The organism is Pseudomaricurvus hydrocarbonicus (assembly GCF_011602365.1).
GTDB classification, from domain to species: Bacteria; Pseudomonadota; Gammaproteobacteria; order Pseudomonadales; family Cellvibrionaceae; genus Pseudomaricurvus; species Pseudomaricurvus hydrocarbonicus.
The window spans coordinates 83,549-102,185 of the sequence record NZ_JAAONZ010000012.1 but is presented as its reverse complement, the minus strand read 5'-3'; the positions used below and the strand labels follow the sequence as shown (position 1 = coordinate 102,185).

The following is an 18,637-nucleotide window of genomic DNA, read 5'->3' as shown; positions in this document are numbered from 1 at the left end:
TCTAAACACCTAGGACCACAAACTGAAAACCAGATCAGCGGGCCCCGTGGTGCCCTTATGCTCAAACATTGTCTCAAATGCCGCATCTTTATCCGTGTTGACGGACTGCTCCCTCTGCCAGTCAAGGACAAAGGTTCGCCGGTAAATTTTCCAGTCACCGCTTACTTGGGTGTAATGATCGAGATAACGGCCACCCACCAACATTGCTGCAAGCTCCGTTTCAACCACCATCAAGGAAGCTGCGTACACATAACTTTCTCCCACCGCACCCTCCTCGCAAAGCTGAAACCATTCATTTCCGATCAAGTGCGAGCTTTTCTTCAAGGCGGGGTTTGGTTGTGTAATCAGCTGGCTGTATTCTGTTGCCGTGCCTTTAAAAACACCGACGTCAACCTCTGCCGCCGGCGCCCAAATGGACAGCATCAGCTCATAATCCAACCGATCTACGGCTCTCGCGTAGGCGCTGTTTAATTCATGCAGAGATTGCTTGGCAATCAAGCTTTCCAGCGTATTTATCATAGTATTACCTGCGTATTCAGACCGTCCCTGGTCGTTATCTGTGTGGTGAGGAGTTAAAAGTTATACGCCACTTCGGCGGCAACGGTGCGGCGATCGCCGTAAGCCACAAAATTCATGACCCCTGGAGCGTGAAAACCTGAAGCAATGTATTTTTCATCACTCAGATTTTTTCCTTGTAAAGCGATACTCCAGGTCTCTGAGCTGTCGGTCCAACGCAAACTGGCGTTATATATCCACATCGCCTCAATGCTCCCCACTGGATGGTTACGGGTATCCGTCTGACGCTCGTCGCTGTAACTTGCCACCAAATTGAAAGTGCTGAACCCAGGCCCAAAATCCATATCATAAGCAATGCCCAATGATCCTTGCATCTGTGGAGCATTACGCAGTTCGAGACCCGATGCATCTTCCTGTCCATTGGCGGGATTGGCGTCCACATCAAAATAGAAATCATCGTATTCAGCGTCCATGTAACTCAGGCTGGCATTTAGCGTCAGTCCGGCGACTGGCACTGCTGTCACTTCCAGTTCCACACCCTGAATCACTGCGCCTGCAGCGTTTTCCACTCGCGTTACCACATCTGCGCCGACATAGCGCAACTGATCCACTTGCATGTCCTGATAGTCGTTATAAAACAAGGCTGCGTTTATCCGCAGTGTACCGTCGAACCAATCGGTCTTTGCGCCCACTTCCCAGGTATCCACAATTTCCGGATCATAGGGGCCAATATCTTCCGGGAAGTTGATGCGCCCATTAAACCCTCCCGACTTAAACCCTCGTGCCTGATACCCGTATACCATTGCACCATCGTCGACCTGCCAGTCAAAACCAATGCGCCAGCCGAGATTTTCCCAGTGATCCTTGCCACTTGCAGGGGTCTCTGCCAACACGTTGCCAAACGAAGCGGTCTGATTCAGTATCGTCATTTCTTTTTCCTGATAGGTATAACGCAAACCCGCCTGCAAGCGAACACTGCCGGTCAGATCATAATACCCCTGGGCAAATACCGAGTAAGATTCATCGTCCTGCTCTGGAAACATCAGGGCTTCATAGCCCGGCAGAAAAACGTCAAATGCCGTCAAATCACTGTACGAGTTCAGTGCCCAATTCTGAAAGAAATAATACGCGCCAGCGGTCAAATCAAATCGATCAGAAATCGCAATATTCGCTCTCAATTCCTGCGATATCTGCCGGTTATTGGTAATACGGCGAGTGTCTAACAAACTCTGTGGCGAGCCATCCTGATCCGTCCATTCATCCAGTTCAAATTCACGATAGTTACTGATAGACGTAATCGTGGCAGCATCCAACTCCCAGTTCATCGTCAGAGTAGTTCCACTGATATCATAATCGGAAGCGTCTTTAACCTGAGTAGCCGAGTTAAAATCCTCTGAATCACCCAGCGTTTTCGAATAACCTGGCACATAAAAAGCCATACCAGGATCGGCATAATTCATCACCACCGGTGAATCATTCCGTCCTTTACCGTATTCAAACTGCAGCGTGGCATCAAATGATTCCGCACCAACATACGACAGATAGCCCCGTCCAGACAGTACATCCTGAGATCCCATATCTGAGCCATCAATGACATTTTCGTAGAAACCATCGAACTTTTTTTGCATGATGGCTATTTTTGCCAGAAGCTTGTCCTCTATTAATGGACCTGTAAGCGAAATTGCTGTATCTCGTCGACCCCAGTTTCCCGCACTGACTTTGACTTTTCCGCCAAATTCGGAATCGGGTTTTGCCGTCGTGACATTGACCACACCGCCAATAGTATTGGCACCAAAAAGAGTACCTTGGGGTCCGCGCAGGATTTCTATCTGCTCAACGTCAAACAGATCCAGCAACGCAGTTGTATTACTTCCCTGATACACACCGTCGACCACCACGCCCACGGAAGGATCAATAAAACCGTCGGCTTCCTGTACGCCGATGCCACGGATACTGATTGCTGCTGTCATTCCTGAATTGACCACACTGGTAACCACCAGACTCGGTACGGAGCCACTGATGTCTTTTAAATCAAGGGCAAACTGTCGCTCAAGCATATTGCCGGTGAGCGCCGTTACCGCGATCGGTGTGTCCTGCAAGCTCTCTTCACGCTTTTGTGCAGTGACAACAACTTCTTCAATGGCCTGTCTCTGGCTCTGTGCCAAGCTTTCGGTGGCGTAGCAACAAGCCAGCAAAGAGGGGATCAACGCGGCTTTATGAAATCTATTAATACTTTTAACCTGTTGATTTGATTTATTTTTTGAGGCTGAGATAGCGTTCATGGAGATGTCCTCTGGTGTCTCTGATTATTTTTATAGGGCTAAATTTGATGCTTACCTTACCATCCTTTTAAAATAAACAATATTGCTTGTTTTTATATCGCGATTGATAGAATATAGACCTTCCTCAAAAAAATAAACCGATTCTCGCGGCTCACCGCAAAATAATAACAGCGGAGGATATGTATTCATGTCAACATCAAGCAAGCCACAAGACTGCCAGCAACCCGGAACTCAACGCTGCCCCGGGCCTTCAACAAAAGATGTTATCTTGGCCGATAAAGACCGTGTACCAGCGCATCTGGTGGAAGAATCCTATGAATTTCTGGGAGATTCCGACATTGCTTTCCAGCGCTACACTGACCCTGCCTTCTTCCAGAAAGAGACCGAGTCCATGTGGCTGAAGACCTGGCAGTGGGCGTGCCGAGAAGAAGAAATCCCCGATACCGGCGACTACGTCGTCTATGACATTGTAGACAAATCAGTGATTATCGTGCGTACCGAATCGGGAGCAATCAAAGCGTTTGCCAACGCCTGCTTGCATCGCGGCACTCAGCTCAAACCATCAGAAAGTTGCGGCCGAAGTAAAAACTTACGCTGCCCATTTCACGGCTTCACTTGGTCATTGGATGGTAAACTGGAAGATGTACCCTGCAAGTGGGACTTTCCCCATGTGGAAGATGATAAATTTTCGCTGCCACAAGTAAAGGTTGAATGCTGGAATGGGTTTGTTTTTATCAACTTCGATTCAGAAGCCTCACCCCTGTCAGATCAGCTTGGGGTTTTACCTGAACATTTCAAAAACTGGAAGCTCGATCAGAAATTCACCGCCATGTATGTGCGGAAAAAACTGCCTGCCAACTGGAAGGCGTGTCTGGAAGCGTTCCTGGAATCCTATCATGTTCTGGAAACTCATCCCCAAGGGGTAACAACGGTTGGCGATGCCAATACACAGTACGATATTTACGGAGACCATGTATCCCGCTTTGTGCATTTGGTCGGTTACCCCAGCCCTCATCTCAAGTCTCAGCCAGAGCAACAGGCCATTCTCGATGCCCTGTTTGCCGAAGCCGTAGTTGAAGGTACCCACAATCAGCAACATGGCTTAACGGTTCCACCGGGCGAATCAGCACGCAAAGTCTTTGCCGAGCATCTTAAGTCAAGCCTGGGCCAAGCTTATAATCGAGACTTTTCGGATTTGAGCGTCAGTGAAACCATCGACGCCATTGAATATTGTTTGTTTCCCAATACCTGTTTCTTTCCTTCCCTGCTGTTCCCCATGGTCTATCGTTTTCGTCCCGACGGTTGCAACCCCGATCAAACCATCTTTGATTTACTGTATCTGCAACCTCTGCCGGACTCCGGTAAAGTACCCGACCCGGCCGAACCCTTTGAACTGGATTTGCAACAATCTTTCCATGAAATTCCAGGCTTCGATCCCGGTCTGGCCACCATTTACGATCAGGATACCGGCAATCTGGAAAGTCAGCAGCGCGGCTTTAAAGCCAGCTTAAAACCCGGAGAAACACTGGGTAATTATCAGGAAATTCGTATCCGCCAACTGCACCAGACTCTCGACAAATACCTGAACGGAGAAATGTCATGATCAGAGGTGCTCATCACATTGCGATATCTACACCGAATTTGAAACGCGCTTTGAGTTTTTACCAGGATCTACTGGGCTTTCGACAAGTATCAGATACCAGCTGGCCGGAGGGCACTCAAGCCATTAATGCTGTACTGGACCTTAAAGACAGCGCCGCTCAACAAATTATGCTGCGTGGAGACAATCTGTGTATCGAGCTGTTCGAGTTTGTGAAACCCTTATCAACACCCTCGACAGAACTTCCTAGCGTCAACACTCCCGGGCTCACTCATATATGCTTTGACGTCATCGATATCGAGACAGAATATCAGCGGCTAAAAGACGCAGGCATACATTTCCATGTACCGCCACAGGATTTCGGCAGTGTGAAAGCCACCTACGGCAGAGACCCGGACGGTAACGTATTCGAACTCCAGGAAATCATAAGCCCTGACGCACCTGAGCGCCTGTGGGACTGAGACGATACAATGCGCAATTCAACCCTGAATTTTAGCCTCTGGCCTGCCTGTGTTCGCAATCACACCTTTGAACAACAGCTGGCCGCCGCCGCCCGACACGGCTTCAGTCATTTGCCGATAGGATTACCAACTTACCGGCATTTGACTGCGACAGGTAAGCGCCCACGAGACATACGCGCTCTGGCGGCTGACTATGGCGTACAGCTGGGGCACTATGATGGTTTTAGCGGGTGGGCTCCGGTTAAGTACAATTCGGATTTACCCGCAGCCGCCAAGCAGGTGTTTGCGGCCAGTGCTGACGAATGTCTGGCGATTTGCGAGAGTCTGGGGTTAAAACGCATTTGCGCAACCGGAACATTTAGTCCTGACCAGTTTCCCATGGAGGTGTTGTCTGACCATTTCGCACTCTTCTGCGACAAGGCCAAAACGTTGGAGATTCAGGTTGATCTGGAATTCTTGCCGATGTGGGGAATACCGGATTTGGCCACCGCCTGGAACATTTATCAGCCATACCAACCCTCCAATGCGGGAATCTTGTTCGATTGCTGGCATTTTTTTCGCGGAAATCCGGACTGGCAGCTGCTGGCAAAGCTTCCGACTAACGTCATTAAGACGGTACAGCTTGCGGATGCTGCATTGCGACCGGTTGTTGAGGATCTGTTCGAAGAATGTCTACAGCTGAGGGAGCTTCCCGGCAAGGGAGAACTCCCATTGCTCAGGCTACTGGCCCTACTCCAACGGCAACAGCTCACCGATATTGGCCCAGAGATTTTTTCGGCTCAGCTGGATCAACTGCCTGCCAATCTCGCGGCCCAACAGGCCGCAGAAACTTGCCGAAATCTACTCAAAACTACAAATTTGACACTACCAAGTGCTGGCTAAATCATCACCGACAGTACCTTCACCAAGTCTTCACTCCCTAAGCCTCCACCAGCGCCCTTATTAGCGACTGGTGTAACCTGCATCAGCGTGTATGGTCGTCCCCGTTAGATAGGAAGATAAATCCGACGCTAACCATAAACTCGCCTGTGCAATCTCTCTTGCCTGACCAAATCGGTTTAACAGACTTAATTGTGATGCAAATTCATCGGGGTCAACCCCCACGTCAGTCATGGTGGTACGAAGCATAGGGGTATCAATGGCTCCCGGTGCAACGGTATTCACTCGTATATTATTGCCACCATATTCCAGTGCTGCCACTTTTGTCATACCCACAACACCATGTTTTGCGGCGACATAGGCAATGTTATTTGGCTGCGGACGAAATCCACTTACCGAGGATATATTCACAATAGAACCGCCATTGCCCTGGGCCATCAATTGTGCAATTTCATACTTCATACACAGTGCTGTCCCCTTTAAATCAACAGCCATAACCTTGTCCCAAACCGACTCGTCAAACTCTGCCACAGGTTTGTCATCAGGCGCCATGGCGGCGTTGTTGATGGCAACATCAAGTCGACCAAATGCCTCTACCGTCGTTGCAACCATCACCTCCACCTCACGAGCCTGTGAGATATCTACCCGGCAAAATGCGGCAGTACCCCCGCTGGCATTGATGCTGTCGACAACCTGTTGACCTAATGTTTCATTAAGGTCTGCCACCATCACACTCGCGCCCGCCTCTGCGAACAATTCTGCGGTAGCCTGCCCCATACCCATGGCGCCACCGGTAACAATGGCCACTTTATTTTTTAATACTGGAAACGTCATAATCAGCTCTAATTATTGCCCAAGATTTTTGACTCGACTCAATAGGTACTGTTAGGCACCTTGACCCGACGGATAAGGCTTCGCCAACACACCACCATCCACATACATCTGATGGCCGGTGATAAAACTCGCATCCTCAGACGCTAAAAACAGGCAGCACCGAGCCACTTCATCGACCGTCGCGATACGATTGAGCGGCTGCATACCGGCATACACCTTTTCCAGCGCCTCAGGATCCTCAGCACTGGCCAAATATTGCTCTAACAGCGGAGTGTAGGTAGCCGCAGGGTGCAGAGAATTACAGCGAATGTTGTAACCCATTTCTCCACAGTGCAGAGCCACGGTTTTGGTCACTGCATCTTGAGCGGCCTTGGCAGCACCATAACAGGTAAACAGCGGGCCAGGGCGAATGCTCTCTACAGATGAAATATTGACAATAGCCCCGCCGCCAGACTTTTTCATGCTGGCAACTGCATATTTACACCCCAGAAAAGCGCCTTCACCATGAACTCGCATGTGATCTCGCCACTCGTCAAGGTCCACTTCTTCGATACTGCCGGGCCGAGAGATTCCCGCACTCTGTATCAAAATATCCAACTGACCGGATTTACGCTCTATCGTCTCGATTGCTGCCTGCCATTGGCTTTCTTCGCACACATCCAGAGATAAAAATTCTACATTTTTGAATAGTCGTGCCAGAGTGAGGGATTTATCTTCATTAATATCGCCGATATAAACCTTGGCTCCCTTTTTGCTCAAACGTTCGACAATACCGGCACCGATGCCTTCAGCACCGCCGGTAACCAGGGCTACTTTATGTTCAAATGTCATAACTCACCTTATTTATTGTGCTGTCCAGCCACCGTCAACGGGTAAAAGTGTTCCAGTATTAAAACTGGATAAATCGGATGCCAGGAACATTACTGCATTCGCCACTTCCTCTGGTGTCCCTAAACGCTTCATCGAATGCAAGGAAGCCAAAGTATTCAAATCTTCGACGGTACTTTTTACCAGCGGTGTCGCCACATTGCCCGGACACACCGCGTTTATGCGAATCGGCGTTTCGGCATATTCCAACGCGGCGGTTCGGGTCAACCCCGCCACCGCAAATTTACTGGTTACATAAAAGGACGCGTTGGGAAATACTCGATGTGACAAGGCAGATGCCATGTTGACGATAGTGCCACTGTTTTGCTTGAGCATCTGTTGCAGCTCGGCTCGCATACACAACCACACGCCCTTGACATTCACCGCCATCACCCGATCGTAATCTTCTTCCGTGGTTTCAGCCAAGGGCTTTAAGGCAGAGGAGATGCCGGCGTTATTCACCGCAATATCCAATGAACCCCACTGTTGCACCACCTGCTGAAGAATATTTTTTACATCATCGGCTTTACTGACATCACCATTGAGCGCCAAGACTTCACCGCCAAATACTGACAAGGATTGTGCTGCCTCGGCTACTGATGGTTCAGAGATATCGACCAAGGCAACTCTGGCACCTGCACGAGCAAATGCTTCCGCACATGACAGACCCAGTCCGGCTCCGGCACCCGTAATCAAAACGGTTTTATTCGTAAAATCAAACATTTCTCTCATCCACTGTTATTTATTTTTGTGGTATTTTAAAATTGGCGAGCGTCCAGATCAGCAGGAGTTTCCACCGTCAACCATGTACACGCCACCCGTACAATAACTGGCATCCTCACTAGCCAAAAACAGCATCATGCCACTGATCTCATCGGCTCGACCATAACGTCCCATCGGAGTCATCTGCTCAAGTGCTTGTTTAAACTCACCACTGGATCCTGGAGCATAACCGTCTTCGATAGATCGCATCATGCGCGAATCCAGTGGACCGGGATTCACGGTATTGACCCGGATATTGAAGGGCGCAAACTCTTTGGCGGCACACCGCATCAAACCAATAACGGCATGCTTGCTGCTGTTATATGGCATCATATTCGGGCTCCCCATTACCCCCGCTCCCGAGGAGGTAATCACAATGCTCCCGCCCCGTTCTTTCATAACCGCCTTTACCGCTTTCAAGCCTGCCCAAACACCACTGACATTGACCGATAGAACCCGGTTAAACTCCTCCAACGAGCATTCATCAATGGGAGAGACCTTGCCTTCAATTCCGGCGTTGGCAACAAAGACATCAATTCCGCCGAATCGCTCAACCGTGGCCTCAACCATCTTTTGATTATCTTCCATCCGAGATACATCGACCTGAATGTAACCCACCTCACCCGATAACGTGTTTGCAAACTCGGATAACGCCTTCTCATCCCAGTCCGCCATCATTACACGTGCGCCTTCAGCTAAAAATCGCTTCACGGTTGCTCGGCCGATGTCACCAGCAGCACCGGTAAACAAAACATTCTTATTTTTTAATTTCATTTTCTCTCCACTGTACTTTGCTAAAAGCCCTGTGAGTGCAATATCAAACTAGACAGACACCTCACCCGCCGCCACCATCGCATCGTATATTTCCGTGCCCAAAGGGTTGCGGCGTAACGTCAACCCCCCATTAACCTGCAAATTCTGGCCGGTCATAAAACATTCATCTGATGCCAGAAAAACCGCAGCGGCGGCAATATCATCACTGGTCCCTACCCGCCCGAGCGGATAGCATTTACGGAAGGTCTCCTCCAGTGCCGGACTTTTCATGGCTTCCGATGTCATAGGGGTTTCAGTAATACCCGGTGAAATACTGTTAGCGCGAATACCGTTTTCGCCATACTGATTCGCCACACAGCGAATTAAATGATCTGTTCCGGCTTTCGTACCCATATAAGCCGCATGGTCATCCAACATGATTTTAGCAGTGGCTGAAGAAATCTGTATGATTGAACCGCCGCCGCTTTCCATAGTGGAAATCAATTTCTGCAGCCAAAAGAACGGCCCCTTGAATTGCAGGTCCACCATACGATCCAGTTCTTCCTCGGTATTTTCAGTAAAAGGTACCAGCAACCCCCAACCGGTACAATTCACCGCAATATCCACGCGACCATACCGCTGCGTGACGGTATCAATCATACTTTCTACCGAAGATTTACGGGTCAAATCACACAACACCCAATCGCCATCAATCTCTTGTGCCAATTGATGCAATGGTTCTTCATGACGACCCGATACCACAACTTTTGCTCCCTCAGCAGCAAAACGGCGCGCGATCACCTGCCCCATATTGTCTTTACCGGCCGCACCAATAATTGATGCCACTTTACCTTCTAGCTTACCCATGGAAAATACCTCTTGTTTCGCACACCGTGTTGAATAAGACATTCGCTAACACGTCAGTCGAAAATTAAATTGGATCGACTGAATAAGCAGTCCGAAATAATTTTTTTTCGGCGACATACCTCGTTTCGCAACAACACCAGTCATGTGCCTTTTTCGTATTATTTTGCGATCACACCGCCATCGATAACCAACTCAGCTCCGGTTATGTAAGCCGATTCTTCACTGGCTAAAAACAGTGCACAGTTAGCCACCTCGACCGGCCGGCCCAGACGCTTCAACGGGATGGCATTAATCAGCAGCTCGTGTTGCTCAGGGTTGTCGCGCTGTGAATCCAGCATGATGTTGGTTGCGATAGTTCCCGGATGAATGGAGTTACAACGCACATTGTCCGGAGCTCCTTCCATGGCAACGTTTTTCGTGAAGGCTCTGACTCCGCCTTTACTCGCCGCATACGCAGAAACACCGGGGATACCCACAATTCCGGCAATGGAAGACATATTCACGATCGAGCCTCCACCGCCCTTCTTCATAGCCTGTAAGCCGAAGCGACAGCCCAGATAAACGCTGGTCATGTTCACCGTCATTTGTTTTTCAAAATCAGCCAGAGAGAGGTCTTGTAATGGCCGCAACACGGCAATGCCGGCATTATTGATCAAAATATCCAGTTGCCCAAAAGCAGTTTCGGTGTGTTCAATGGCTTTTTGCCAATCGCCTTCCAGGGTAACGTCTTGCAGCAGTGAGGTCACTTCGGCCCCCATACCTTGTAACTGCCTGACACAATCCTCAAGGCCTCGGGCATCAATATCACTGACAACCAAACGCGCGCCCTCCTCAGCAAAACGATAGGCAATGGCTCTGCCCAGACTGGGATCTGAAGCCACACCAGTAATTAATGCGACTTTATTCGATAAACGGCCATGATTCAGCATAGGGTGATTCCTCTTTTAATTTTTATTTTTTTTACCATACATCATTTTTAATAAATAAAACAGTCACGACTATTTGTTTTTAATGGTGAAAGCCATTTTGATCGAAAGAAAGGGATTGACAGGCTTTCCAATCTGTCTGAATATTTAGTCAAACGACTAAACAGTCATGATTGTTTTGTTTAATAACTGATAATAAAAAGAGGTGTACTTATGGCGTTTTATGGGCCCCTGGAAGACCGCATACTGATACAGGAGTTGGTTGCCACCTACGGTGATGCCGTGTCACGGCGCAATAAAATCGATTTTGCCAACACTTGGGACATGGAAGGTATCTGGCACCTTCCCTGGCTGGACCCGGTCATCGGTCGCGATGCCATTGCCGATGTATGGGAATTACAAATTGCCAACTACCCATTTCACAACTTCTCGGGCTACCTGGGATCCCTGGAAATTAACGGTTCGCACGCCAAAGGTCGTCTCTGGACCTCAGAACTGGTGGAGAGTACGGCCGGCAGATCCGGCGTTGTTACCGGCTTATACCACGACGAATTTGTTAAACGCGGAGATCACTGGCTGTTTGCCAGAAAAACATTTACCCCGTTGCACGGTATGGACGCCATCGTCAAGGAGGATGAAGCATGAGCTCGCCCCCGTTCCCCACTCGCACATTTATGCAAAACAGCTGGGTCGTAAACGATCTGCAACAAGCCATGCGGTTCTGGACTCGCACCGCAGGCATCGGCCCTTTTTTTCACGTGCAAGGCGTCACCATTGAAGAACAACTCTATCGCGGCATGCCCACACAAGTTGAAGCTGAATTTGCACTGGCTCAAGCGGGCGACATTCAGATCGAACTGGTGTGTCAACTCAACGATGCGCCTTCAGCTTATCGCGACACCATCCCTAAAGGCCAAGAGGGCTTTCACCATATGGCCCTTTACTGTGATGATTATGACGTAGATCTCGCCAGCTACACCAAGACCGGCACCAAGGTTGCGTTCAGCGGTAGTGTCGGCGGTAAACGTTTCTGTTACCTCGATACCAGTGCAACTCTGGGCTGCATGATCGAATTGATAGAAGCGTCGAGTTCCCAGGCTGAATTTTTTCAGCGAATACAGCGTGAAGCCAGTGAGTGGGATGGCAATAACCCCATCCGTCCCGCCTTCTGACCAATCACCCCAGATTGTTGATTGTACATAAGTGGCAAGTATCGAGAGAAGTCCACACGGCAACACAGAAAACTCGCTGTTTATGACCGCGGTGGCACGTCCTCGTCAGCCCGAAAGTCCACCTCCCTTCCAACCTTTCGTGTGGACTGACTATTCTGTGGACGCGCCCGCCGGCGGGCAAAGACTGAGGAAGCCAGCCGTAAAAAAACGGCTCATTTTATCAACGATACGATTTAGATCTGCGGCTCTGCACAATCCATTTGACTGGCGGTCGATCAATCCTGACTCAGCCAGTACGTGTGTAATCGCTGCCTGATAAAAATAAAATGCCCAGTGCACATCCTCTTCCGCCATCTGGGGAAATAACTGCTGCAAACTGACTATGAATTTTGCCACAACCGCATCGTAACGACTGGCCACGGGCTGTATGTATGTTTCATGCTGTGGCACATGCGCGAGTTGAGCCATCAGGCGGATGTAATTTTTCCAGCCGGGATCGCCATTGAGTGAGCGCTCAACAACCGGATACAGAAAAGCCTGCAGAATCGCCTGGAGTTTATCGGCGGCGCACACTTCAGTCACCAGCTCCTGTTGCAGTGCGACTTCGAGCCCTCGGGCGTTTTCCTCGGCACGCCGCTCCACCACCGCCCTGAACAGATTTTCTTTACTGCCAAAATGATAGTAGCTCAGCGCAACTTGCAGGCCCGCTCGCGAGGTTATATCACGCAACGAGGTTCCAAAATAACCCCGTTCAACAAATGACGCTTCGGCGGCATCCAGTATTATATCCTTGGTGCCCGCAGTCCGACTGCTGTCTTTGATCGACACCTGGGATACACTCGAACCTCCGCCTTTCATTTATTTCGCTTTGCTCGTCGTGGCCTCATCGGCCAGACTGGATTCATCGTAAATTTCCATCAAAATCAGGGCGAGATAGTCAATCACCTTTTGCGCTCTGGCATTGCGGCGACTGGACATGTGACTCAACGCCATACCCTTCATTAAAAACTGCACCAGATCATGAGCCGGCTCCAGCGCCGGCAATCGCTGCCAATGAGGAAACACTGACTTTACCATCTGCAGAAACTGCTTCTCAAAATCTTTTTCCACCGGTTCCATAACCGCTTTCAATTCAGGGTCGGTACGCGAGGCCGCCAACAACTCCTGATACGCAATAAACGACGGCATATTGACGTAATTCCAGGCCATCTCAACCGAATTGCGAATGTCTTTATGAGTCAATTGGGCCTCCGGCGTATCAATATCCGCCATCAGCTCCTGATACTCTTTCAAGCGCAATTCATGCAGATACATGATCACCGCCTTCATCACCGACATGCGAGAGGGAAAGTGGTGCATCATCGCCCCCCGTGACACCCCTGCCTGATTCGCAATCAGTGCCGTGGTCGTGTTGGCATACCCCAACTCTATAAAACAGTGGATAGCGGCATCCAAGATTGCCGTGCGCGTCATTGCGCTTTTTTCAGCTTGCCAGCCAGCGTCTCGACGAGTGGGCCGAGCTTGTGTGTTCGATGATGTTTGCGCCATTTTCCTACTCTTTAGTGATTTTCCGTGTATTCACAGCTCCAAGATTACAACAATTTACAATAACCGACACCTGTTTGTATATACATAAAAGACAAACTTAACCATACAAAACAATCGGTATTGTTTTTTTTGTGCTTTACTGTAAACTAAGTTCTGCCTATCAATAATCAGTAATAAAGGGGCCGCTCAATGCCATATCAACCCGAATTCCTATTGCGTGTTTATCGCACAATGAAAACCATCCGCATATTTGAAGAGCGGTGCATTAAAGAGTTTGAAGGGGGCAATATCCCCGGTTTTGTACACGCGTCAAACGGTCAGGAAGCGATTGCTGTTGCTGCCTGTATTGACCTTACCTATAAGGACATCATCGGCAGTACTCACCGCGGCCACGGCCACTGTATCGCCAAGGGCTGCGATGTAATCGGCATGATGAAAGAGATCATGGGTAAGGCCACCGGCCTGTGTAAAGGTAAAGGCGGTTCCATGCATATTGCCGACTTTGACAAAGGCATGATTGGTGCCAACGCCATCGTCGGTGGTGGCCCGCCCCTGTGCAACGGCGCAGCACTAGGCGCCAAGACGCGCGGCACCAAAGATATCGCCATGTCCTTCAGTGGAGATGGCAGCGCCAACCAGGGCACCGTATTGGAAGCCCTTAACTTCGCTGCTGTTCTCAAGCTCCCCCATGTTTTTATCTTTGAAAATAATGGTTATGGCGAGGGCACCAGCGCAAATTACGCCCTGGGCTGTGACAGTCTGGCCGAGCGCAACGGCGCCTTCGGCATGCCTTCTGAGTATGTCGACGGCACCGACTTCTTTGCCACCTATGAAGCCTGTCAACGAGCCATTCAGCGAGCACGCCAAGGCGAGGGACCCTCCTCCATCGAAGCCGAAACCGTACGTTTTGATGGTCACTTTATTGGTGATCCACAACTCTACCGCGGCAAAAACGAAATTGCCGATGCCAAGGTAAATAGGGACTGTCTGACTCTTTTCCGCAACCGGGTTCTCGCAGAATCCTGGCTCCAGGCCCCCGACATGGACGCCATCGACGAGGAGGTCGAGCTACTCATTGCCTCTGCCGTGCAAGAAGGCCTGAACGCCCCCGACCCTGATCCGGCCATAGATTTGATGGCTGACGTTTACTGCTCTTATTAAAAAGCTCTCACTAAAAAAGCACTGAATACAAAAATAATTAGGAACTACGCATGACCACTACACCTACATCAGGCACCAGTTCTCTCAAAACTTACCGGGAGGCAATCAATGATGCCCTGCGTCAGGAAATGCGCCGTGATCCCACGGTCATCATCCTGGGCGAAGAAGTTTCCGGCGGTGCAGGCTGCGCCGGCCAGGACGATGCCTACGGCGGCGTCTTTGGCGTGACCAAAGGTCTTATGCCCGAGTTTGGTCGCGAGCGGGTTATTGACACCCCCATCAGTGAGTCGGCCATCATTGGCGCCGCTGCCGGTGCTGCCAACAATGGTCTGCGACCGGTAGCTGAATTAATGTTTTTCGATTTTATCGGTGTTTGCTTTGACCAGATTTTTAATCAGGCGGCAAAGTTCCGCTATATGTTCGGCGGCAAAGCCCGCACCCCCATGGTGATCCGGGGAACCGTCGGGGCCGGCTGGCGTGCCGGAGCTCAGCACTCAAACATGCTACACCCAGTGGTCACGCACATTCCGGGACTCAAGGTAGTGATGCCGAGCAACGCTTACGATGCCAAGGGCTTATTAATTCAGGCCATCCGTGACGACGATCCGGTTCTCTTTCTCGAACATAAAATCATGTATGACCTGAAGTGCGAAGTGCCGGATGAGCCCTATACCATCCCCTTCGGCGAAGCCGCCTTCCCGCGGCAGGGCACCGATGTGACGATCGTGGCCATTTCCAATATGGTCACTCGCGCCATCGAAGCCGCCGACTTGCTGGCTAAAGAAGGCATCAGCTGTGACGTAATCGACCCACGAACGGTCTCGCCACTGGATGAAGAATCCATTCTGGAAAGTGTAGAAGTGACCGGGCGGCTGGTTATCGTAGATGAAGCCCACGAGCGCTGCAGTCTGGCCGCCGATATTTCCAGTATCGTGGCTGAAAAAGGGTTTTCCAGTTTGCGTGCACCGATTCGCAAAGTCACCGCACCTCATGCACCCGTGCCGTTTTCTCCGGTACTGGAAGATGCCTATGTGCCCAGCGTTGATCGTATTGTCAACGCTGTCAGAGACGTACTGGGGGCTTAATATGTCGGTAATTACAGCGATTAACATGCCCAAGTGGGGCATGGAAATGTCAGAAGGTGTTATCAGTGTCTGGCATTTAAATATCGGCGACCCGGTCATCGAAGGTGCCGATTTGCTCGATGTGGAAACAAGCAAAATCATCAACACTATTACCGCGTCACATGCGGGTAACCTGCGAGCGATTACTGCCAACCCTGGCGATACCCTCAATGTCGGCGCACTGCTGGGAGTCATTGCTTCCAACGATGTCAGCGAAGAGGACATTCAGGTCTTCATTGCCAGCCGCAGCAACGACACAAGTAACCATGCGACAGAGAGTGCTGCCCAGGAACTCGCACCGGTTGCCCGTCAAGACGCGGAGGCCAAACCGCTAGCGCCCTCTTCCCCGACGCTCACCGCTGCATCAACACCCACAACCTCACTGGGCAGTCTAGCTCTAGGAGAGGATGACAGCTCGGTAGGCGCTACCGTAGTCGCCCGTCGGCTGGCCAAAGACTATGGTGTCAACCTCAACAACTTGAACGGCACGGGTCGTCACAATCGCGTCACCAAAGCCGATCTGGAGCAGGCTGTGCTGGCCGCCGGCGGCCAGTTAATCGGCCAGAGCGACTCCGCCGAGCGGCCGCGCCCGGCGGCGGATGACAGTCAGGTCAAAGCCACCGCTGTGGCGCGCAGATTAGCCAAAGATCTGAAGGTCAATCTGCTGGATTGCCGCGCCAGTGGCGATCGCGGTCGCGTCTGTAAAGCGGATGTGGAAGCTCAGGCCGCACGCCAACAGACCCCGGTTCCGTCAACTACCGGGCAGAGCCACATCGAGCCCCCTGCCGAACTGCAAACCGAGATCATAGCCATGTCGGGCATGCGCAAAACCATTGCCCGTCGCCTGCAGGAGTCCAAGCAAACAGCGCCTCATTTCAGGGTCAATACCGATGTCTGTATTGATAATCTGTTGGCCACACGCAAACTCATTAACGCTAGCAACCGACAGGCGAAAGTTTCCGTCAACGACTTTATCGTTAAAGCCTGTGCCAGCGCGCTGCAAAAAATTCCCTCCATGAACATTCAGTTTGATGGCGAAAACATCACCCGTTTTCAGCATGCCGACATTTCCGTGGCGGTGGCTATTGATGAAGGTTTGATCACCCCCATTGTGAAAGCGTCAGAGACCAAAGGCCTGGTCGCGCTGTCGAACGAGATTCGCGATCTGGCCACACGCGCCAAAATTGGCCGGCTGTCAGCGGAAGAATTTCAGGGCGGAACCTTTTGTGTATCGAACCTGGGCATGTTTGGCGTCAAAAGCTTCGATGCCATCATTAATCCTCCGCAGGCAGCCATCCTGGCTGTCGGCACTGGCGAGCCCTGCGCGGTAGTCCGCAACGGAGAGCTGACGGTTGCCACCATGATGTCTCTGTCGCTATCCAGTGATCACCGGGTTATTGATGGCGCTCTGGCAGCCGAATTTATGAGCTGTCTCAAGGGATTGCTCGAACAACCCGCGACCATACTGGGCTGAGAGGACGTGCTGTTATGAGCAATTTTGATTTGATGGTAGTCGGTGGTGGTCCGGGCGGCTATGTGGCAGCCATACGCGCTGCGCAACTTGGCTTTAAAACCGCGCTGGTCGAAAAGTCTGACCTGGGTGGCGTGTGTTTAAACTGGGGTTGTATTCCTACCAAAGCCCTGCTGCGTGGCGCTGATATGGCCCAAAGCCTGAAACACGCTGCCCACTTTGGGTTCGACATAGGCACACCGACTCTCGACCTTGCCAAACTGGTGGGCCACAGCCGCAATACCGCTAAACGGCTCAGCCAGGGCATAGAGTTCCTGATGAAAAAACACAACATCACGGTCCTGGCGGGTGAAGCCAGACTGGTCGATACCTTTACCCTGGAGATCAACAACGGCACAGAATGCAGCCGCTATAAAGCCGACCACATTATTCTGGCCACCGGTGCCCACGCTCGCGACCTGCCAGACATTCACGTTGATGGCGATAAGATCTGGGGCGCACGCGAAGCGATGACCCCAACCAAACTCCCCCAACGATTACTGGTCATAGGCGCTGGCGCCATCGGTGTGGAATTTGCCAGTCTCTATAATGATTTGGGCAGTCAGGTCACGTTAATCGAAGCCGCTTCGCGCATCGTCCCGGTTGAAGATCAGGAAGTGTCGACTCAACTGGAAAAAAGTTTTCGTCAGCGCGGTATTGCTGTGCACACGGCCACAACCGTGCAAGCAATCCAGCTCAGTGACGACGAGGTGACGGCTACCCTCACCGACCACAGTGGCAACCACACGCAAGCGTTCGACCGCGTGATTGTGGCGGTGGGCATCAGCGGCAACATTGAGCAACTCGGCTTGGAAACACTCGGCGTTCATACCCAGCGTGGTTTTATTAGCACCGATGAATTCAGTAAAACCAATGTGGTCGGGCTCTATGCCATTGGCGATGTGTCCGGGCCGCCCTGGCTCGCCCACAAAGCCAGCCACGAAGCGGTGATCTGTGTCGAAAAAATTGCCGGTCTGGGCGCGGTAAAACCTCTGCAAAAAAACCGGGTTCCCGGCTGCACCTATTGCCGACCGCAAATTGCCAGTGTCGGTCTCACCGAAAAGGCGGCCCGGGATAATGGCCTCGATGTCCGGATTGGCCGCTTTAACCTGTCAGGCAACGGCAAAGCACTGGCCATTGACGAAGCCAGCGGCTTTGTCAAAACCGTGTTTGATGCCCACAGCGGTGAACTGCTCGGTGCCCACATGATTGGCGCGGAAGTGACCGAGCAAATCCAGGGCTTCTGCATTGCCCAGCAACTGGAGGCCACCGAGCAGGAGCTTGCCCACACCATATTTCCACACCCCACTCTCTCCGAGTCTATGCACGAGTCCGTGCTCGACTCGCTGAACATAGCCATTCATCACTGAGGACG

The 18,637-nt window shown here is 51.0% G+C and carries 19 protein-coding genes; 9 read left to right on the top strand and 10 right to left on the bottom strand.

The annotated features are described in order from the left end of the window. Positions 1-9: 9 nt before the first annotated feature. Together G8770_RS14960 and G8770_RS14955 are read right to left on the bottom strand one after the other, a co-directional pair. The gene (locus G8770_RS14960) at positions 10-519 is read right to left on the bottom strand and encodes a nuclear transport factor 2 family protein (RefSeq protein ID WP_167188426.1); all 510 of its coding nucleotides are present in this window, start codon (positions 517-519) and stop codon (positions 10-12) included. 53 nt (positions 520-572) lie between these two features. Beyond that, positions 573-2,798 carry a TonB-dependent receptor gene (locus G8770_RS14955; RefSeq protein WP_167188423.1) on the bottom strand — a complete coding sequence of 742 codons (2,226 nt, stop codon included), beginning with the start codon at positions 2,796-2,798 and terminating at the stop codon, positions 573-575. A gap of 268 nt (positions 2,799-3,066) precedes the next feature. Between G8770_RS14955 and G8770_RS14950 the strand changes: the two genes are divergently transcribed. From G8770_RS14950 to G8770_RS14940, 3 genes are read left to right on the top strand one after another with little or no spacing between them, the layout of a single operon-like run. Next, on the top strand, positions 3,067-4,401 hold the full coding sequence (locus G8770_RS14950; protein WP_208022287.1) for an aromatic ring-hydroxylating oxygenase subunit alpha: 1,335 nt from the start codon (positions 3,067-3,069) through the stop codon (positions 4,399-4,401). Next, positions 4,398-4,859, top strand: a complete 462-nt coding sequence (locus G8770_RS14945) for a VOC family protein (protein WP_167188417.1) — start codon at positions 4,398-4,400, stop codon at positions 4,857-4,859. The genes G8770_RS14950 and G8770_RS14945 overlap by 4 nt, the downstream gene beginning before the upstream one ends. Before the next feature lie 9 nt (positions 4,860-4,868). After that, complete coding sequence (locus G8770_RS14940; RefSeq protein WP_167188414.1) at positions 4,869-5,741, top strand: sugar phosphate isomerase/epimerase family protein; 873 nt, start codon at positions 4,869-4,871, stop codon at positions 5,739-5,741. 60 nt (positions 5,742-5,801) lie between these two features. On the opposite strand, the gene G8770_RS14935 is transcribed toward G8770_RS14940, so the two are convergent. The 6 genes from G8770_RS14935 to G8770_RS14910 all read right to left on the bottom strand — a co-directional run bounded on the left by G8770_RS14935 (position 5,802) and on the right by G8770_RS14910 (position 10,750). Then, complete coding sequence (locus G8770_RS14935; RefSeq protein ID WP_167188411.1) at positions 5,802-6,572, bottom strand: SDR family NAD(P)-dependent oxidoreductase; 771 nt, start codon at positions 6,570-6,572, stop codon at positions 5,802-5,804. A 51-nt stretch (positions 6,573-6,623) separates the two neighbouring features. Then, positions 6,624-7,403, bottom strand: a complete 780-nt coding sequence (locus G8770_RS14930) for an SDR family oxidoreductase (protein WP_167188408.1) — start codon at positions 7,401-7,403, stop codon at positions 6,624-6,626. Between the two features lie 12 nt (positions 7,404-7,415). Further along, on the bottom strand, positions 7,416-8,162 hold the full coding sequence (locus G8770_RS14925) for an SDR family NAD(P)-dependent oxidoreductase (protein WP_167188405.1): 747 nt from the start codon (positions 8,160-8,162) through the stop codon (positions 7,416-7,418). Positions 8,163-8,219: 57 nt separating this feature from the next. Next, positions 8,220-8,975, bottom strand: a complete 756-nt coding sequence (locus G8770_RS14920; RefSeq protein WP_167188388.1) for an SDR family NAD(P)-dependent oxidoreductase — start codon at positions 8,973-8,975, stop codon at positions 8,220-8,222. Between the two features lie 48 nt (positions 8,976-9,023). Then, complete coding sequence (locus G8770_RS14915; RefSeq protein ID WP_167188384.1) at positions 9,024-9,821, bottom strand: SDR family NAD(P)-dependent oxidoreductase; 798 nt, start codon at positions 9,819-9,821, stop codon at positions 9,024-9,026. A gap of 158 nt (positions 9,822-9,979) precedes the next feature. Next, on the bottom strand, positions 9,980-10,750 hold the full coding sequence (locus G8770_RS14910; RefSeq protein WP_167188381.1) for an SDR family NAD(P)-dependent oxidoreductase: 771 nt from the start codon (positions 10,748-10,750) through the stop codon (positions 9,980-9,982). 210 nt (positions 10,751-10,960) lie between these two features. Between G8770_RS14910 and G8770_RS14905 the strand changes: the two genes are divergently transcribed. Next, positions 10,961-11,392 carry a nuclear transport factor 2 family protein gene (locus tag G8770_RS14905; RefSeq protein WP_167188378.1) on the top strand — a complete coding sequence of 144 codons (432 nt, stop codon included), beginning with the start codon at positions 10,961-10,963 and terminating at the stop codon, positions 11,390-11,392. Then, complete coding sequence (locus tag G8770_RS14900; RefSeq protein ID WP_208022286.1) at positions 11,389-11,919, top strand: VOC family protein; 531 nt, start codon at positions 11,389-11,391, stop codon at positions 11,917-11,919. The genes G8770_RS14905 and G8770_RS14900 overlap by 4 nt, the downstream gene beginning before the upstream one ends. A 150-nt stretch (positions 11,920-12,069) precedes the next feature. Here G8770_RS14900 and G8770_RS14895 read toward each other — a convergent pair whose 3' ends face one another. After that, positions 12,070-12,777, bottom strand: coding sequence for a TetR/AcrR family transcriptional regulator (locus G8770_RS14895; RefSeq protein WP_167188376.1), 708 nt, complete (start codon positions 12,775-12,777; stop codon positions 12,070-12,072). Further along, positions 12,778-13,467: a TetR/AcrR family transcriptional regulator gene (locus G8770_RS14890; RefSeq protein WP_208022285.1), complete on the bottom strand. Its 690-nt coding sequence runs from the start codon at positions 13,465-13,467 to the stop codon at positions 12,778-12,780. Between the two features lie 189 nt (positions 13,468-13,656). Between G8770_RS14890 and G8770_RS14885 the strand changes: the two genes are divergently transcribed. Genes G8770_RS14885 through lpdA form a run of 4 tightly spaced genes read left to right on the top strand, consistent with a single transcriptional unit; the run spans position 13,657 to position 18,632 of the window. After that, positions 13,657-14,628 (top strand): thiamine pyrophosphate-dependent dehydrogenase E1 component subunit alpha, encoded by a 972-nt coding sequence (locus G8770_RS14885; RefSeq protein ID WP_167188373.1) that lies wholly within the window; start codon positions 13,657-13,659, stop codon positions 14,626-14,628. A gap of 50 nt (positions 14,629-14,678) precedes the next feature. Continuing rightward, the gene (locus G8770_RS14880; RefSeq protein WP_167188370.1) at positions 14,679-15,713 is read left to right on the top strand and encodes an alpha-ketoacid dehydrogenase subunit beta; all 1,035 of its coding nucleotides are present in this window, start codon (positions 14,679-14,681) and stop codon (positions 15,711-15,713) included. A 1-nt stretch (position 15,714) separates the two neighbouring features. Next, positions 15,715-17,226 (top strand): 2-oxo acid dehydrogenase subunit E2, encoded by a 1,512-nt coding sequence (locus tag G8770_RS14875; RefSeq protein WP_167188367.1) that lies wholly within the window; start codon positions 15,715-15,717, stop codon positions 17,224-17,226. Between the two features lie 14 nt (positions 17,227-17,240). Next, entirely contained in the window at positions 17,241-18,632 is a 1,392-nt protein-coding gene (gene lpdA / locus G8770_RS14870; protein WP_167188364.1) for a dihydrolipoyl dehydrogenase, read from the top strand. Positions 18,633-18,637 lie beyond the last annotated feature (5 nt).

What these genes read in the sequence shown, in the direction of transcription:
- G8770_RS14960 (WP_167188426.1), bottom strand. Translation starts at nt 519, where the DNA reads ATGATAAATACGCTGGAAAGCTTGATTGCCAAGCAATCTCTGCATGAA.
- G8770_RS14955 (WP_167188423.1), bottom strand. Translation starts at nt 2,798, where the DNA reads ATGAACGCTATCTCAGCCTCAAAAAATAAATCAAATCAACAGGTTAAA.
- G8770_RS14945 (WP_167188417.1), top strand. Translation starts at nt 4,398, where the DNA reads ATGATCAGAGGTGCTCATCACATTGCGATATCTACACCGAATTTGAAA.
- G8770_RS14940 (WP_167188414.1), top strand. Translation starts at nt 4,869, where the DNA reads ATGCGCAATTCAACCCTGAATTTTAGCCTCTGGCCTGCCTGTGTTCGC.
- G8770_RS14935 (WP_167188411.1), bottom strand. Translation starts at nt 6,572, where the DNA reads ATGACGTTTCCAGTATTAAAAAATAAAGTGGCCATTGTTACCGGTGGC.
- G8770_RS14930 (WP_167188408.1), bottom strand. Translation starts at nt 7,403, where the DNA reads ATGACATTTGAACATAAAGTAGCCCTGGTTACCGGCGGTGCTGAAGGC.
- G8770_RS14925 (WP_167188405.1), bottom strand. Translation starts at nt 8,162, where the DNA reads ATGTTTGATTTTACGAATAAAACCGTTTTGATTACGGGTGCCGGAGCC.
- G8770_RS14920 (WP_167188388.1), bottom strand. Translation starts at nt 8,975, where the DNA reads ATGAAATTAAAAAATAAGAATGTTTTGTTTACCGGTGCTGCTGGTGAC.
- G8770_RS14915 (WP_167188384.1), bottom strand. Translation starts at nt 9,821, where the DNA reads ATGGGTAAGCTAGAAGGTAAAGTGGCATCAATTATTGGTGCGGCCGGT.
- G8770_RS14910 (WP_167188381.1), bottom strand. Translation starts at nt 10,750, where the DNA reads ATGCTGAATCATGGCCGTTTATCGAATAAAGTCGCATTAATTACTGGT.
- G8770_RS14905 (WP_167188378.1), top strand. Translation starts at nt 10,961, where the DNA reads ATGGCGTTTTATGGGCCCCTGGAAGACCGCATACTGATACAGGAGTTG.
- G8770_RS14900 (WP_208022286.1), top strand. Translation starts at nt 11,389, where the DNA reads ATGAGCTCGCCCCCGTTCCCCACTCGCACATTTATGCAAAACAGCTGG.
- G8770_RS14895 (WP_167188376.1), bottom strand. Translation starts at nt 12,777, where the DNA reads ATGAAAGGCGGAGGTTCGAGTGTATCCCAGGTGTCGATCAAAGACAGC.
- G8770_RS14890 (WP_208022285.1), bottom strand. Translation starts at nt 13,467, where the DNA reads ATGGCGCAAACATCATCGAACACACAAGCTCGGCCCACTCGTCGAGAC.
- G8770_RS14885 (WP_167188373.1), top strand. Translation starts at nt 13,657, where the DNA reads ATGCCATATCAACCCGAATTCCTATTGCGTGTTTATCGCACAATGAAA.
- G8770_RS14880 (WP_167188370.1), top strand. Translation starts at nt 14,679, where the DNA reads ATGACCACTACACCTACATCAGGCACCAGTTCTCTCAAAACTTACCGG.
- G8770_RS14875 (WP_167188367.1), top strand. Translation starts at nt 15,715, where the DNA reads ATGTCGGTAATTACAGCGATTAACATGCCCAAGTGGGGCATGGAAATG.
- lpdA (WP_167188364.1), top strand. Translation starts at nt 17,241, where the DNA reads ATGAGCAATTTTGATTTGATGGTAGTCGGTGGTGGTCCGGGCGGCTAT.